The organism is Pseudophaeobacter sp. TrK17 (assembly GCF_042192375.1).
In the GTDB taxonomy this organism is placed as follows: Bacteria; Pseudomonadota; Alphaproteobacteria; order Rhodobacterales; family Rhodobacteraceae; genus Pseudophaeobacter.
In genome coordinates this window covers 2739495-2754266 of sequence record NZ_CP071700.1, presented here as the reverse complement: position 1 = coordinate 2754266, position 14772 = coordinate 2739495, and the positions used below count along the sequence as shown (strand labels likewise).

The window sequence follows — 14772 nt, the reverse complement described above, 5'->3', positions numbered from 1 at the left end:
GGGCGGGGTCGGGGTCAGCCCAGGATCCGCGTCATCAAGCGCCGGAGCCAGCCATTTGGGACCGTTTGCTCCTGTGCCCGGGCTGTAGGCTGCTGCGCGGCCATGCCTGCGGGGTCGAGCAGGGTTTTGCCATCCTGAAACTGCAACCGGTAGAGATCGGCATAGATGCCACCGCGTTCGATTAACTCCTGGTGGGTGCCCTGATCGGCAACCTGACCCCGCTCCATCACGATGATCTTGTCGGCGTTGCGCACGGTGGACAGGCGATGGGCGATCACCAGGGTGGTGCGCCCCCCTGCGAGGCTGTCCAGCGCCTGTTGCACCACCTTTTCAGACTGTGCATCCAGCGCCGAGGTGGCTTCGTCCAGCAACAGTACCGGCGTATCGCGCAACAGGGCGCGGGCAATCACCACCCGCTGGCGTTGCCCGCCGGAAAGCGCTGAGCCACGCGGACCCACGAGGGTCTCCAACCCATCAGGCAGCTTTTCCAGAAAATCCGCCACATGGGAGTCTTCCAGCGCTTTTTTCAGGTCTTCATCGCTAACATCGGTACGGCCCAGAACGATGTTTTCGCGCAGGGTTTCGTCAAACAGCAGGCCTTCTTGGGTGACCACGGAAAACATGCCGCGCAGATCTTTGGTGGCAAGATCGGCAACGCTGGTGTCATTGATCTGCACAGTGCCGTGCTGAGGATCCACCATGCGGGTCAACAGGTTGAAAATGGTGGATTTACCAGCCCCGGAGGCGCCCACCAGGGCGGTGGTCTTGCCCGCTTCGGCGTCAAGTGTCAGCGCGCGCAGGATTTCCGCCTCGCCATAATTCAGCGTGACATCTTTCAGGTGAATGCCAGGCAGGCCTTGGGGGGCGGGTTTGGGGCTGTCGGGGGAGGTGAGCAGGATTGGCGCATCCATCAGCGCCTTGATCCGTTCCAGGGCGGCGGCGGCGGCCTGCCAGATGCCGGAGATATTGGCCAGACGGCGCATGGGCTCAAAGGAAAGACCAATTGAGGTGAAGAAGCTCATGAATTGGCCAACGGACTTTTCGCCGGCAATGATTTCAGAGCCGCCATAGAGCAGCACCGCCATAAAGCCGACACCGGCCATAATATCGGTCATGCCGGAGATCGCCGAGGTGCCAAAGGCGGATTTCACCTCGGCTTTGACAAAATTGTCGGTGTGATCGGAGAACCGCTTGAGTTGATACTCTTCGAGATTGTTGAGCTTGATCGGCACGATGCCATGAAAGATCTCATCCAGCCGGGTGGCCAGGGTAGCGCCAAGGTCGCGCGCCTCCGAGGCGCTGCGGCGGACATATTTCTGCAACAGGGAGATCGGCAGCAACAGCCCCGGAACGCCAATGAGCAAAATGGCGGTCCAGCGCCAATCAATGCTGACGGCGACACTCAGCACCGCGACCAAGGCCACCAGATCGCGGCCCGCACCGGTGATCATCGCCTGCCAGACCGCATTGATCGCGCTGACATCGCTTTGCACCCGCTGCAACAGCAATCCGGGGGCATGGGACTGGTGAAAGGAGGGATCCTGGCGGATCAGACGCGCTAGCATGTCCTTGCGCAGACCCGCAGCTGAGGTCTGCGAAACCTTGCTGAGCAGCACCTTCTGGGTGACGCTGGAAATACCACGTAAAGAGAAGATGGCCAGAAAGGCCAGGCTGACCCAGAACAGCGCATTGGTATTGCCGGCGACAAAGACCAGATCGAACATCGGCTGCATCATGTAGCCAAGCGCGCCCATTGTGGCGCCTTCAACCAGCATAAAGACAACCGCGATGCCCAAGAGCCCCATGTACTGACGCAGATAGCCGCGCCATAGCCAGCCCAACAGCTCGCGGGAGGAGGTGTGTTCATTGCTCATAATGGGAGTGCCCGGCTGGAGAGCGTCGAAACTGAGGTGTCATCTGGCGCCTTCTCGTGACTTGATTGGGCCATTTAAGCAGCTCATGGCTGGGGTGCAAGCGTTGTGCTGCTCCTCTTGGCGCTCACACCCCCGGCGCTGAAAGCAATTGCCGGGCTGCGGACAGGGGATTTCCGCAATTGACCTCGCCAAAGTGCAGGCTAGGGTTAGCCCGAAATTCACCTGGTCGGGGGCCGCAGGAGGCGGGGCCGATCCTATTTGGGACAATACAGATGCGTGCAACCTCAAACCCATCGGGCGGACGGCCCTATTTGGCCATTCCGGGCCCCTCCGTGATCCCGGACCCGGTGCTGCAGGCAATGCATCGGCCTTCGCCCAATATTTATGCAGGTGAACTTGTGACCCTCACCGACAGTCTGGTGCCGGATCTCAAGGCCTTGGCTGGCACCGCTCATTTTGTGGCGATCTATATCGCCAATGGCCATGGCGCCTGGGAAGCGGCGCTGATTAATACCCTGCAGCCCGGGGACCGGGTGTTGGTGCCGGCCTCGGGGCGCTTTGCCATCGGCTGGTCGGAAATGGCCGAGGCCCTGGGGATCGAGGTTGAAGTGCTTGATTTTGGTACGGCTGCAGCCTGGGACCTATCCCAGGTGGCGGAGCGGCTGACTGCGGATAAGGCGCATGACATCAAGGCGGTTCTGGGGGTGCATGTGGATACCTCCAGCTCCATTCGCAATGATATCGCGGCCCTGCGCACGGCAATGGATGCTGCGGGGCACCCGGCCTTGCTGATGACGGATTGCATCGCCTCCCTGGGCTGTGACCGGTTTGAGATGGATGCCTGGGGTGTCGATGTCATGGTTGCCGCCTGTCAGAAGGGGCTGATGACCCCGGCGGGGGTGAGCTTTGTGTTTTTCAACGACAAGGCGGCAGAAGCACGCGCCCGCCTGCCAAGGATCAGCCGCTATTGGGATTGGACCCCAAGGGCCAACCCGCAGGAGTTCTACCAGTATTTTGGCGGCACCGCCCCGACACATCACCTGTACGGGCTGCGCGCCGCTTTGGATCTGATCCACGGCGAAGGTCTGCAGCAGGTCTGGGCCCGGCATGCCACCCTGGCACAGGCAATCTGGGCTGCCTGTGAGACCTGGGGGCAAATTGATGCGCCCGAGCAGGGGCTGCGGATGAATGTAACGGATCCTGCGTTGCGTTCGCATGCGGTCACGGCGTTGCAGCTGCCTGCGCCGCGCGCCAGCGAACTGCGCGCGTGGTTGGAGCAGAACCTGGGGCTAACGCTGGGGATTGGCCTGGGCTTGGCGCCCGCGGGCAGCCCTGCGTGGCACGGCTATTTCCGCCTTGGCCATATGGGGCATGTAAACGGTCAGATGATCATGGGGCTGCTGGGCGGCATCGAGACCGGGATGCAGGCGCTGGAGATCCCCCATGGGGATGGCGGCTTGAGCGCGGCGGCGCAGGCCTTGGCAGCGGGCGCGCAGGGCTAAGCGGCGCCTATGGCGTTTGCGCCAGTGCCTGACCACAGGGCTAGAGCTCGGTGGTCAGACCTCACGGCTTGGATCCCCGGGGCCACATCTGCGGTGCAGTGTCCCTAAGGCTCCTGAGCCGGGGGAACAGCAAGCGCGGGGGCTGCGCCTGGGCGTTGCCTGGCGGGCACCGGGTAGCAGGTCGTCAGGTGTCGGGGTGCTGCAGGTGGTCTTCGAGGCGGTCGATGAGATGATTGAGAAACAGTGCGAACATCAGCACTGGCACCATGCCAAACAACATCCAACCGGCAAAGAATACCCACATCAGGTTTAAGCCGATAAAGGAGAGTGCGGCGGCAAAGAGATCAATCGGTTCCGGCGCCTGGGCAGAGCCCGTTTGCGGCGAATTTCTGTTGTCCTGATTATAGTCCATGGCGTGGCCTCCTGAGGGTCTCCCCCTAGAACCTAGCGCGCCAGGGATGAAAGTCCGGTAAAACCACCGCGATTTTTGCAGCCGGTCTGATTGGGCTGCCCGATTGGGTCGCCTTTCTGGGCAATTGCCTGTGTGACCGGCTGGGCGACGGGCTGGGCGTAACTCTAGGAGGCAATATCCGCAGCGCAGGCAGAGCGGGCCGCAGCAAGCGCAACGGGCAGAGCAGCGGCAAACAGCGCCAGGTCTTCGTCGGGGCCACAGCTGACCCGGATGCAGCGATTTTGCGGCGCCGCAAAGGGCATGCGCACAAAGACATCCTGTGCCAGAAGGGAATCCAGCACGGCTTTGGCAAAATTCCCGTCCTGGCCACAGTCGACCGCGACAAAATTGGTGGCCGAGGGCAGGGCGGTGAGGCCGTTTTCCGCAGCAATCTCGGTGATATGGTTACGGGCGGTGGCAATTTCACCTTGAACATGAGTCAGCCAATTTTGATCCTGCAGGGCGGCCAGCGCCCCGGCCTGGGCCGTGCGGTTCATGCCAAAGTGGTTGCGCACCTTGTTGAAGGCAAGGATCAGATCTGCCTGCGCCAGCGCATAGCCCACGCGGGCGCCTGCCATGCCATAGGCCTTGGAGAAGGTGCGCATGCGGATGACGCGAGGGTCGTTGATATCGACCGGTGCTGCGGTACCTTCAGGCGCACATTCCACATAGGCTTCGTCCAGCAAAAGCAAAGCGCCCTCAGGCAGATCCGCCAATGCTGCGACAATGTCCTGCCCCCGGTGCCAGCTGCCCATGGGGTTGTCGGGATTGGAGAGATAGACCAGTTTTGCATCCACCTCAGCCGCCTTGGCAAACAGCGCCTGGATGTCTTCGTGGTCGTCCCGATAGGGCACCATATGCAGGGTGCCGCCAAAGCCGGCCACATGGTAGTTGAAGGTGGGGTAGGCGCCTTGCGAGGTGACAACCGCATCCCCGGGGCCAATCAGCAGCCGCACCAGATAGCCCAACAACCCGTCGATACCTTCGCCAACTAGGATGTTTTGCGCCGGAATACCGTGATGCGCGGCCAGCGCCTGGACCAGATCATGGCTTTGGGCATCGCCATATTTCCAAATCTCCTCGGCTGCCTGTTGCATGGCGTTGATCGCCAGTGGCGAGGGGCCAAAGATGTTTTCATTGGCGCCAAGCCGGGCAGCAAAGGCTTTGCCACGGCTGCGCTCCTGGGTTTCGGGGCCGACAAAAGGCACGGTGGAGGGCAGTGACAGGGCAAGCGGGGTATAGCGAGGCGTTTTCATGCAGCGCAGATAGCGCAAATTGCCATCCTGCGGCAAGGCTTGCGTGTTGCTTCAACCCAGAGCAGACTGGCGCAAATTTAAGGAGATATTTAATGCGAAAGACTTTGCTGGCGGTGCTCGCCTTGGGGCTGGGTCTGGGCCTGGGCTATTTGGCCTTTTGGCCGGTTCCCCTGACCCCCCAGGTCTATCGGCCTTTGCAGCCCCCTGCGTTGACCGGTGAATTTGAAACCAATGACGCCATGGCGGCGCTGGAGCTGATTGTGCTGCCAGAGGGGGCCGTTGGTCCCGAAGACCTGGCAGTCATGCCGGATGGCAAGGTCTATACCACTGATCTGGCTGGCAAACTGTACCGAATCGACGGTGCTGCCCCGCAGGTGGTTGAGGATCTCGGGGGGCGCCCGCTGGGGCTCAAAGCGGGGCCGGATGGGGCGCTTTATATTGCCGACAGCTATCGCGGCATTCTGCGCTGGACCGGACCGGGCAGCCTGGAAACCCTGGTGACAGAGGTAGAGGGCGCGCCGCTTATCTATGCCAATCAATTGGATATCGCGCGCGATGGGACGATCTATTTTTCCAACTCGTCGGATCGCTTTGACCCGGAAACACTCGGCGGGACCAAACCGACCTCGGTGATGACAATCTGGGAGCAATCCGACAGTGGCTATGTTGCCCGCCGTCTGCCCGATGGCAGGGTAGAGAAAATCGCCAGCGGCTTTGTATATACCAATGGGGTCGCCCTGTCCCAGAATGAGGATTTTCTCTTGATCAATGAAACCGGGCGGGCGCGGGTGCAAAAGCTTTGGCTGACCGGTGACAAGGCCGGCGAGCAGGAGCTGTTTCTGGGCAATCTGCCTGGTTATCCCGACAATCTGGAACGCCAGGGAGACGGAACCTTTTGGCTGGCCTTTGCCAGCCCGCGCCTGCCCTCGGAAAAGCTGATGCCCTATCCCTTCTTGCGCAAGGTCATCTGGCGGCTGGGAGATCTGGTGCGCCCGGCTCCGGTGCATCGGGGCATGGTTATCCAATTTGACGAAAGCGGCAATATCCTGCGCAACCTGCAGGATCCCACGGGGCGGTTTGGCGTCACCACCAGCGCCCTGGAGGTGGGGGAACAGTTTTACGTGATGTCACTGGACGGACGTGGCTTTGGGCGCGGGGCGGTCGGTGATCTACCTGCCATGCAGTAATGCCTAAGGGCGTGATGGGATGCCAAGCTGACTGGCGCCGGGGCTGCTTTGCCCCGGCGTTAGGCTGGATCACAGGCAGCAATCGGGGCAGTCTGGCGCAAATGAAATAGTCTGGAGGTGCCACAATGGCGCGGGTTTCCGTAGAGATCAAAGATCATATTGCCCATGTCACGCTGACGCGGGGTGACAAGATGAATGCCTTGGATGATGCCATGGTCAAGGGCATCCTGGCCGCTGGTGCGCAGGTGGCGGACTCGGACGCGCGGGCGGTGGTGCTGTCGGGCGAGGGCAAGAGCTTTTGCGCCGGGCTGGACCTGATGAGTTTTATGCCGATGGGCCAGTCTGATCCAGAGACCTGGCTGATGGAGCGCAGCCACCACGATGCCAATGAGATGCAGGCGGTGTCGATGATCTGGCGCCGCCTGGAAATCCCGGTGATTGCAGCCCTGCAGGGGGCCACCTATGGCGGCGGTTTGCAACTGGCGCTGGGCGCCGATATCCGCATTGCCGCCCCCGACACCAAACTGGCAGTAATGGAAATGAAATGGGGGCTCATCCCCGATATGGGCGGCATGGCGCTGTTGCCCAAATTGGTGCGCTCTGATGTGCTGCGCCAGCTGACCTATACGGCGACGCCGATCTCTGCGCAGCAGGCTGCGGACTGGGGGATGGTGACCTCCATCTCAGACGATCCCCTGGCTGCCGCCCAGGCCCTGGCGACAGAAATCGCGGGCAAGGGACCAACCGCCATGCGCGCCGCCAAACGGATGATTGAATATGCGGAATCCGGTGCCTCGCAAGCCGAAGTGCTGCTGCGCGAGAGCGCCGAACAGGTCAAGTTGATCGGCAAACCCGAACAAATGGAAGTGATCGCCGCGCAAATGCAAAAACGCGCTCCGGTCTTTAAATAGCTCCGGGCCGACCTATATGAGTTTTAACAGTCCTCCCTCCCAGACTGTTTTGACGTCTCTTCCTTCCCCGAAAGGGATGAAGACGAAAGCGGTGGCGTCAACCCCCTGACGCCGCCGCCTTTTCCTCTGCCGCTTCAGCCTGAGCCTCCGGTTCAGCGCATGCGTCATCCTGCGCCTTATTTGCCCTGGGGGATCACCTCATAGCCAGGCTCTTCGGGTTCGTCATCGGTCATTTCCGGCGGGAAGCCAGGAGCCAGAATGGACAGGCCTGTGGCGTCTTCGAGGCGGCGAATGATATTGGGCGACAGTTCGCGCGCGCCGTATTTGGCAATGCCATCGTCAAAAATCTGCACGATCATCGGGCTGATCTCCAGGGGCACATTGTTGCGCTCGGCGATCTCCTGAAACAGGCCCACGTCCTTCTTCACCAGATCCATAGTAAAGGAAATATCGCGGCTGCCGTTCAAAATGACCTGGCTTTCGGTGACATGGCTAAACGAATTGCCTGAACTGATCTTGATCGCCTCATAGGCGGTGTTGAGATCCATACCAGCGGCCTTTGCCGTCACCAGGGCCTCGGCATTGGCCACCAGATGTACCGTGGCCAGATAGTTGGTCAGTACCTTCAACACCGAGGCAGAGCCGAGCTCCCCCGTGTGCAGGATGCGCCGCCCCATGGTGGTCAGCAAGGGCAGGATGCGCTCGAATGTGGCGCGCTCACAACCGGCAAAGATGGCGATATTGCCGGTATCCGCGCGGTGGCAGCCGCCAGAAACCGGGCAATCCACCGCCGCGCCACCCGCCGCAATAACCATGGCGCCCAAGCGTTTGACCTCGGCTTCGTCGGTGGTGGACATCTCCATCCAGATCTTGCCCGCGCTCACCTCGGGCAGCATTTCCTGCATCACCGCATCAGATGCCATAGGCGAGGGCAGGCAGGTGATCACGGCATCACAATCGCGCATCAGTTGCGCGGGGCTGGTCTCGGCCTTGGCGCCACAGGCCTCAAACTGCGCTACCAGATCGGGATTCAGATCATGCACCGTTAGGTCAATGCCATTGCGCAGCAAGGAGCCCGAGAGCTTGGCCCCCACATTACCCAGGCCAATAAATCCAACTTTCATTCTGCTCTCCCTGATCCGTATCGCGCCCGATCGCGCATATTGCTGACGACAAAGAAATCCGGCGACGCAGGCAAAGGGAAATGATATTTGTGAGCCAAAATACCCAAATAAATTTGGTGATAAATGGATGAACGCCTTTCCAATTTGACCTGGCTGCGCACATTCGAGGCGGCAGCGCGGCTGTTGAACTTTACCGAAACCGGGCAGGAGCTGGGGCTGACCCAAACTGCCGTCAGCCTGCATATCCGCTCGTTGGAGGCGCGGCTGGGCAGCAAGCTGTTTTACCGCCAGGCACGCAGGCTGGAGTTGACCGAAATAGGACAGGCCTATGCGCTGACGGTTCGCCGGGCGCTGGGGGATATCTCGCTTTCTACCACGCGGTTGTTTGGGGCTGAGACGGCGCGGACCTTGACAGTGCGGGTGCCGGTCTCCACCGCAGCGCTGTGGTTGGCGCATCTGTTGCCGGATTTTGCCACACGCCACCCGGAGATTAACATTCGGCTGGTGTCGAACATCTGGACCGAGCCAGAACCGCGCGATGATGTCGACGCCGATGTGGAAATTCGCCTGGGCCATGGCAATTGGGAAGACGGCAGCGCCCTGCAGCTGTCGCAGGAATGCATTGTACCAGTCTGCGCCGCCGGCGCCGCCCGGCCAGGTTCTGTGGCAGAGCTGCTGCAGGGGCCGCTGATCCATATTCTGGGCTACGAGGACCACTGGGCGCGCTATTTTGCGGCTCATAAGCTGCCCTATGCCAATGAACACGCGCGATTTTCCGTGGATACGACGGTTTCTGCCCTGCAATTGGTGGCGGGCGGCGGCGGCTATGCAACAGTACTGGCCCGCTTTGCCAGGTTGTCTATCGCGCGGGGCATGGGGATCGCCATTGCCGGTCCTGAAATGCCGTTTCAGCAGTCCCACTACCTAATCCGCCGACCGGCACGTGGGCCGCTTAGGCCCGAAGTGCAGCTGTTCGAGGATTGGCTGACAGAGATTTTTGCGCGTTCTGAGGATGAGACGGGATCATAATTTTCGGGTGTCTTTTTCTAGGTCACTCCACGCGGCCAGTGTTGAGTGGCCTTGCACTGCGTTACCGCTTGATGGGGTGATCCCTGGTGGCACAGGGAAAAGAGGATAAAAAAAGGCCGCCCCGGTGGGGCGACCTGAAACCTGTGGACCAGTCGTACAGTAGCCTGCGCTGCACTGCTTACAGCGAGGATTGGTAGATCTTTTCGATGTTGGATCCCAATGCCGCGTTGTATTCTTCGTCGGACATGGCGACATTCAGCCCTTCGGTCAGCGCGCGGCTGAAAGAGGCGATCATTTTGCTGTTCTTGGACAGTTTTTCGCAGGCGTCATCGGTGCTGTAGCCACCGGACAGGGCCACAACGCGTACCACGGCAGGATGATCCGCCAGCGAATCATACAGACCGGCCTCATTGGGGATGGTCAGCTTCAGCGAGACCTTGGTGCCCTCTGGCAGGGCGTCGAGCTGGTCTTTGATCTCAGCCTTGAGGAAGATTTCGGCCTCGCCTTTGGTAGGGGAGTTGATGTCGACCTCTGGTTCGATGATTGGCACCAGGCCTGCGGCTGCGATCTGCTTACCGACTTCGAACTGCTGCGCCACTACAGTCTTGATGCCCTGCGGGTTGGCCTCTTTGACTACCGAGCGCATCTTGGTGCCAAAAATGCCTTTTTCCACGGCGCGCGACAGCAGCGCGTCAAGGTCGGGCATTGGTTTCATCATCTGCACACCGTCGGCTTCATCAGCCAGGCCTTTGTCGACCTTGAGGAAAGGCACAACGCCGCATTTTTTCCACAGGTAGGTGGGCACAGGGGTGCCGTCGATGGCGTTATCCATGGTTTTTTCAAACAGGATCGCGCCCAGGATCTTGCCCGAGCTGAAATCGGGAGAGCAGATGATACGGGCGCGCATCTTCTGGATCTCGCCAAACATTTCTTCGTCGTTGGAATAGGCGTCTTCGGTGACGCCATAGAGGCCAAGCGCCTTTGGGGTGGAACCGCCGGATTGATCCAGTGCTGCAATGAAGCCGCCACCATTGGCGATACGGTCAAACTGTTCCTGGTTAATCTCTTGCGCCATGATCCGGTCTCTCCGCGAAAAATCGTTTCTAATCTGGCCCTGTCTATAGCGTGCCTGTCACAAGAAACAAGTTGTGGCTGCACGCGCTTGCGCTAACGGGCGGGGGTTTTGTGCTCATCAGCACAAAGCCGCAGCAAATCACCTGACAGAATGAAAAAACGGGCCTCAATAGAGGGCCCGTTTTTAATGTCACACTGTCAGCACACTGTCTGCGCGCGGATCAGACTAGGCGCGAGGCTTCTTTTGCGGCGCGCACAAAGCCGTCAAACAGAGGATGTGGGGCAAAGGGTTTAGATTTCAGCTCGGGGTGGAACTGAACGCCAATGAACCAAGGATGATCGCTCCATTCCACGATTTCCGGCAGGCGGCCATCAGGTGACATGCCAGAGAAATTCAAACCGCATGCTTCCAGCTGTTCTTTGTATTTGGTGTCGACCTCATAGCGGTGGCGATGGCGTTCCTCGATATGGGTGCTGCCATAGACGTTGGCCACATGAGAGCCCTCGGTCAGGGTGGCGTCATAGGCGCCCAGACGCATGGTGCCGCCCTTGTCGTCATCTGCCTTGCGCTGAACCTTGTGATTGCCCTGCACCCATTCTTTCAGGTGATAGACAACGGGCTCAAACCGCTTTTTGCCTGCCTCGTGGTCGAATTCTTCCGATCCGGCCTCGGCGATGCCTGCGACATTGCGGGCGGCCTCGATGACCGCCATCTGCATGCCAAGGCAGATGCCCAGATAGGGTACTTTGTGCTCGCGGGCGTATTGCGCCGCTTTGATTTTGCCCTCGGTGCCGCGTTCGCCAAAGCCGCCGGGCACCAGAATCGCATGAAAGCCCTGCAGATGCGGGGTGGCATCCTCGCGGTCAAACAGCTCGGCATCGACCCATTCGATCTTGACCTTCACCCGGTTGGACATGCCGCCATGGGTCAGCGCCTCGGCGATGGATTTATAGGCATCTTCCAGCTGGGTGTATTTGCCAACGATGGCCACCCGAACTTCGCCTTCAGGGTTGTAGATACGATCTGCCACATCTTCCCAACGGGCCAGGTTTGGTTTTGGCGCCGGGGAAATGCCAAAGGCATCCAGAACCGCCTGATCCATACCTTCGCGGTGATAGGCCAGGGGGGCCTCGTAGATGGATTTCAGATCCTGGGCTGCAATCACCGCATCCGGGCGCACGTTGCAGAACAGCGCCAGCTTTTCGCGCTCTTTCTTCGGGATCGGCCCCTCGGAACGGCAGACCAGCAGGTCCGGTGCCAGACCGATGGAGCGCAGCTCCTTGACCGAGTGCTGGGTTGGCTTGGTCTTCAGTTCACCGCTGGCCTTGATATAGGGCAGCAGGGTGAGGTGCATGAACAGGCACTGGCCGCGCGGCTTGTCCTGGCTGAACTGGCGAATGGCTTCAAAGAAAGGCAGGCCTTCGATGTCGCCAACGGTGCCGCCGATTTCGCAGAGCATAAAATCAACCTCATCTTCGCCAATCGAGATGAAGTCTTTGATTTCATTGGTCACATGTGGGATCACCTGAATGGTTTTGCCCAGGTAGTCGCCACGACGCTCTTTTTCCAGCACATTGGTGTAGACGCGCCCGGACGAGATCGAGTCGGTCTTGCGCGCAGGTACCCCGGTAAAGCGCTCGTAATGGCCCAGATCCAGATCGGTCTCGGCACCGTCATCGGTGACAAAGACTTCGCCATGTTCAAAGGGGCTCATGGTGCCGGGGTCGACGTTAAGATAGGGGTCCAGTTTGCGCAGGCGGACGGAATAGCCACGCGCCTGCAAAAGAGCCCCAAGAGCGGCGGACGCCAGGCCCTTGCCAAGCGATGAAACCACACCACCAGTGATAAAGATGAAACGCGCCATGAGTGTTCGGCTGCCCCCGTGAGAAGTCAGAAAATAGCTGCCCGGCGGTTGTGAAAAACCGCTGCACCACGGGGCTACACATATAAAGGATTCGCGCGACATGCGCAAGAGAACCGCAAGATGCTGTTACGGTTCTCTCTCAGAATTCTAGGTCTTGTAGGTGTTAGTCGGCGCTGGGAACCAGCGGCGCATTGTCACCTTCGGCTGGCGGCAACAGATCGCTGCCCAGCGGCGCGATTGGTGCTTCCGGCGCATCACCCGTTTCAGTCGCGGCAGGCACGATGCCATCGGCAACCGAAGATCCAGCGGATTTCTGCGCGGCCAGTACGGTCAGGGTGATCGAGGTGCAGATAAAGCAGATCGCGAGGATCCAGGTCACTTTGCCCAGGGCGGTCGCTGCAGAGCGGCCAGACATGGCCCCGCCACCGCCGCCGCTGCCCATCCCCAGGCCCCCGCCTTCGGAGCGCTGCAACAGCACCACGGCAATTAGGCCAAGAGCCAAGAGAAGATGGATGATGAGAACAACGTTTTCCATAGGTTCCTGCGGCTGTTGGCTAAACTATCGGGCGGTAAATAGGCAAGAATGCCGACAGGGGCAAGGGCTCAGTTTCGATTGTTGGTACAGAGCGGGAGCAGAGGGGGAACAAGCCCGGTAAAACTGTGGGGAAACAGAGGAAAAGTGACTGGACGCGGGCGCTGGCGCTGGGGCAGGCTGCGGTCATGCCTCATGATCATTCTGACCACCCGCACGCCGTTCTGCCTTCTGACCCTGCTTTGCGGGTCAAAGCGCTGGAAACGATTCTCACCCGCAAGGGGCTGATTGATCCGGCGGCGCTGGATGAAATCATCGATACCTATCAAAACAAGATCGGCCCACAAAACGGCGCCCGCGTTGTTGCCCGCGCCTGGAGCGACCCGGCGTTCAAGGCAGCACTGCTTGCAGATGCAGATCCCGTGTTAGCTGAGCTTGGCTATTATGGTCGCCAGGGCGAACATATGGTGGTCGTCGAGAATAGGCCTGAGCGGCATAATATGGTCGTCTGTACCCTGTGCAGCTGTTACCCGTGGCCGCTGTTGGGCATCCCGCCGGGCTGGTATAAATCCGATGCCTATCGTGCCCGCGCGGTGCGTGAACCCCGTAAGGTGCTGGCTGATTTTGGCGTGACCCTGCCCAGCGAGACGGCGGTGCGGGTCTGGGATTCCACTGCAGAGGTCCGCTATCTGGTGCTGCCCATGCGCCCGGCTGGCAGCGAGGGGCTGGATGAAGACGCGCTTGCCGCGCTGGTGTCCCGCGATTCGATGATTGGTACCGCGCTGGCCACCGCGCCCAGCGGCGCCGGTGATCTAAAAGGCGGTGATTTAAACGGCGGCGATCTTACATGAGCCGCCTGCACGATATGGGTGGGCGATTCGGCGATGGCGCCGTGGTGCCGGACGCCCCGGATGCGCCGATCTTTGCCACCGACTGGCATGCCCGCGCCCTGGCCGTCACCCTGGCCTGCGGCGCCCTGGGAAAATGGAACATTGATGTCTCGCGCCATGCCCGGGAATGCCTATCGCCCAAGGATTACACCCGATTCTCCTATTATGAGAAATGGATCTCGGCGCTGGCGGATCTGCTGGTTGAGACCGGGGTGCTGACCCGTGAAGATCTGCAAGGTCACAGCGGGGAGGGGCTGCATGCGCTGGCCTCAGCGGCGCTCAGGGCGGAGGCCGTGGCGGCGGTTCTGGCCAAGGGCGGCCCCGCCAATCGTCCCAGCGCTATCGCGCCGATTTTTGCGCCCGGTGAGCGGGTGAAAACCCGCCACCCCGGTGGCAGCGCCCTGGTGGATGGCGGTCACACCCGCCTGCCAGGCTATGCAGCCGGCGCCTGTGGTCAGATTCTGCGCCAACACGGCACCCATGTACTGCCGGACAGCAATGCCCATGGGCTGGGTGAAGCACCAGAGCCGCTTTATGCGGTGGCCTTCCCGGCGTCAGAGCTTTGGGCGCATCCGGAACACCCCCATGATGAGGTGGTGCTGGATCTGTGGCAAAGCTATCTGCAACCGCTGGAACCGGGGGCGCAGATATGAGCGATTGCATCAACCACTCGGCGCCCGAGCCGGTCTTTCTGGACCCCTGGCATGCGCAGGTCTTTGCGCTCACGGTTTCATTGAATGAAGCGGGGCGGTTTAGCTGGGCGGAATGGGTTGCGCAGTTTTCTGCAACCCTGCGCCGCAATGGGCTGAGCCGGGAACTGGATGGTGGCGCCGACTATTTCAACGCTTGGCTGGAAACGCTGGAGGCGATTCTTGCAGAGGCTGGCAATGCCAGTCCGCAAGAGGTTGCTTTGGTGCGGCGCGACTGGGAAGAGGCCTATCTGAGCACGCCGCACGGCGAACCTGTGCATCTGCCGCGTTGATCCTGGCCCTTGCATCATGGGTCTTGCCCGAATGTAACGGGTCTGCGTCGATTTAGCGGTTTCCTCGCGGACGCGGCATCGCTATACGGGGCTCT

The 14772-nt window shown here is 60.4% G+C and carries 14 protein-coding genes; 7 read left to right on the top strand and 7 right to left on the bottom strand.

Annotation, left to right across the window (positions count from 1 at the left end; all coding sequences use genetic code 11):
- Nucleotides 1-14: 14 nt before the first annotated feature.
- The gene (locus tag JZI28_RS12985; protein WP_375697862.1) at nt 15-1874 is read right to left on the bottom strand and encodes an ABC transporter ATP-binding protein; all 1860 of its coding nucleotides are present in this window, start codon (nt 1872-1874) and stop codon (nt 15-17) included.
- A gap of 272 nt (nt 1875-2146) precedes the next feature.
- Between JZI28_RS12985 and JZI28_RS12980 the strand changes: the two genes are divergently transcribed.
- Nucleotides 2147-3376, top strand: a complete 1230-nt coding sequence (locus JZI28_RS12980) for a pyridoxal-phosphate-dependent aminotransferase family protein (protein ID WP_375697861.1) — start codon at nt 2147-2149, stop codon at nt 3374-3376.
- Between the two features lie 184 nt (nt 3377-3560).
- On the opposite strand, the gene JZI28_RS12975 is transcribed toward JZI28_RS12980, so the two are convergent.
- Nucleotides 3561-3788, bottom strand: coding sequence for a histidinol phosphate aminotransferase (locus tag JZI28_RS12975; RefSeq protein ID WP_349387637.1), 228 nt, complete (start codon nt 3786-3788; stop codon nt 3561-3563).
- A 164-nt stretch (nt 3789-3952) separates the two neighbouring features.
- Entirely contained in the window at nt 3953-5083 is a 1131-nt protein-coding gene (locus JZI28_RS12970) for a pyridoxal phosphate-dependent aminotransferase (protein ID WP_375700098.1), read from the bottom strand.
- Nucleotides 5084-5175: 92 nt separating this feature from the next.
- Here JZI28_RS12970 and JZI28_RS12965 point away from each other — a divergent pair, with 92 nt between their 5' ends.
- Nucleotides 5176-6270, top strand: coding sequence for an SMP-30/gluconolactonase/LRE family protein (locus tag JZI28_RS12965; protein ID WP_375697860.1), 1095 nt, complete (start codon nt 5176-5178; stop codon nt 6268-6270).
- 125 nt (nt 6271-6395) lie between these two features.
- A complete protein-coding gene (locus JZI28_RS12960; protein ID WP_375697859.1) occupies nt 6396-7181 on the top strand; it encodes a crotonase/enoyl-CoA hydratase family protein in 786 nt (261 codons plus the stop codon).
- Between the two features lie 176 nt (nt 7182-7357).
- On the opposite strand, the gene JZI28_RS12955 is transcribed toward JZI28_RS12960, so the two are convergent.
- Complete coding sequence (locus JZI28_RS12955) at nt 7358-8305, bottom strand: NAD(P)-dependent oxidoreductase (RefSeq protein WP_375697858.1); 948 nt, start codon at nt 8303-8305, stop codon at nt 7358-7360.
- 123 nt (nt 8306-8428) lie between these two features.
- Here JZI28_RS12955 and JZI28_RS12950 point away from each other — a divergent pair, with 123 nt between their 5' ends.
- Complete coding sequence (locus JZI28_RS12950; protein WP_348153429.1) at nt 8429-9334, top strand: LysR substrate-binding domain-containing protein; 906 nt, start codon at nt 8429-8431, stop codon at nt 9332-9334.
- A 178-nt stretch (nt 9335-9512) separates the two neighbouring features.
- On the opposite strand, the gene JZI28_RS12945 is transcribed toward JZI28_RS12950, so the two are convergent.
- From JZI28_RS12945 to secG, 3 genes are all read right to left on the bottom strand, one after another.
- Nucleotides 9513-10409 (bottom strand): fructose bisphosphate aldolase, encoded by an 897-nt coding sequence (locus JZI28_RS12945; RefSeq protein ID WP_375697857.1) that lies wholly within the window; start codon nt 10407-10409, stop codon nt 9513-9515.
- Between the two features lie 220 nt (nt 10410-10629).
- On the bottom strand, nt 10630-12273 hold the full coding sequence (locus JZI28_RS12940; RefSeq protein ID WP_297341925.1) for a CTP synthase: 1644 nt from the start codon (nt 12271-12273) through the stop codon (nt 10630-10632).
- A 163-nt stretch (nt 12274-12436) separates the two neighbouring features.
- Entirely contained in the window at nt 12437-12808 is a 372-nt protein-coding gene (gene secG, locus JZI28_RS12935; protein ID WP_295450245.1) for a preprotein translocase subunit SecG, read from the bottom strand.
- Between the two features lie 185 nt (nt 12809-12993).
- On the opposite strand from secG, the gene nthA reads away from it, so the two are divergent.
- Genes nthA through JZI28_RS12920 form a run of 3 tightly spaced genes read left to right on the top strand, consistent with a single transcriptional unit; the run spans nt 12994 to nt 14677 of the window.
- Nucleotides 12994-13656 (top strand): nitrile hydratase subunit alpha, encoded by a 663-nt coding sequence (nthA, locus tag JZI28_RS12930; protein WP_297341414.1) that lies wholly within the window; start codon nt 12994-12996, stop codon nt 13654-13656.
- On the top strand, nt 13653-14348 hold the full coding sequence (nthB, locus tag JZI28_RS12925) for a nitrile hydratase subunit beta (RefSeq protein WP_375697856.1): 696 nt from the start codon (nt 13653-13655) through the stop codon (nt 14346-14348). Before nthA ends, nthB begins: the two co-directional genes overlap by 4 nt.
- Nucleotides 14345-14677 carry a nitrile hydratase accessory protein gene (locus JZI28_RS12920; protein WP_295450238.1) on the top strand — a complete coding sequence of 111 codons (333 nt, stop codon included), beginning with the start codon at nt 14345-14347 and terminating at the stop codon, nt 14675-14677. Before nthB ends, JZI28_RS12920 begins: the two co-directional genes overlap by 4 nt.
- Nucleotides 14678-14772: the final 95 nt, after the last annotated feature.

Coding starts and splice junctions, on each gene's coding strand:
- JZI28_RS12985 (WP_375697862.1), bottom strand. CDS start 1,874: ATGAGCAATGAACACACCTCCTCCCGCGAGCTGTTGGGCTGGCTATGG.
- JZI28_RS12980 (WP_375697861.1), top strand. CDS start 2,147: ATGCGTGCAACCTCAAACCCATCGGGCGGACGGCCCTATTTGGCCATT.
- JZI28_RS12975 (WP_349387637.1), bottom strand. CDS start 3,788: ATGGACTATAATCAGGACAACAGAAATTCGCCGCAAACGGGCTCTGCC.
- JZI28_RS12970 (WP_375700098.1), bottom strand. CDS start 5,083: ATGAAAACGCCTCGCTATACCCCGCTTGCCCTGTCACTGCCCTCCACC.
- JZI28_RS12965 (WP_375697860.1), top strand. CDS start 5,176: ATGCGAAAGACTTTGCTGGCGGTGCTCGCCTTGGGGCTGGGTCTGGGC.
- JZI28_RS12960 (WP_375697859.1), top strand. CDS start 6,396: ATGGCGCGGGTTTCCGTAGAGATCAAAGATCATATTGCCCATGTCACG.
- JZI28_RS12955 (WP_375697858.1), bottom strand. CDS start 8,305: ATGAAAGTTGGATTTATTGGCCTGGGTAATGTGGGGGCCAAGCTCTCG.
- JZI28_RS12950 (WP_348153429.1), top strand. CDS start 8,429: ATGGATGAACGCCTTTCCAATTTGACCTGGCTGCGCACATTCGAGGCG.
- JZI28_RS12945 (WP_375697857.1), bottom strand. CDS start 10,409: ATGGCGCAAGAGATTAACCAGGAACAGTTTGACCGTATCGCCAATGGT.
- JZI28_RS12940 (WP_297341925.1), bottom strand. CDS start 12,273: ATGGCGCGTTTCATCTTTATCACTGGTGGTGTGGTTTCATCGCTTGGC.
- secG (WP_295450245.1), bottom strand. CDS start 12,808: ATGGAAAACGTTGTTCTCATCATCCATCTTCTCTTGGCTCTTGGCCTA.
- nthA (WP_297341414.1), top strand. CDS start 12,994: ATGCCTCATGATCATTCTGACCACCCGCACGCCGTTCTGCCTTCTGAC.
- nthB (WP_375697856.1), top strand. CDS start 13,653: ATGAGCCGCCTGCACGATATGGGTGGGCGATTCGGCGATGGCGCCGTG.
- JZI28_RS12920 (WP_295450238.1), top strand. CDS start 14,345: ATGAGCGATTGCATCAACCACTCGGCGCCCGAGCCGGTCTTTCTGGAC.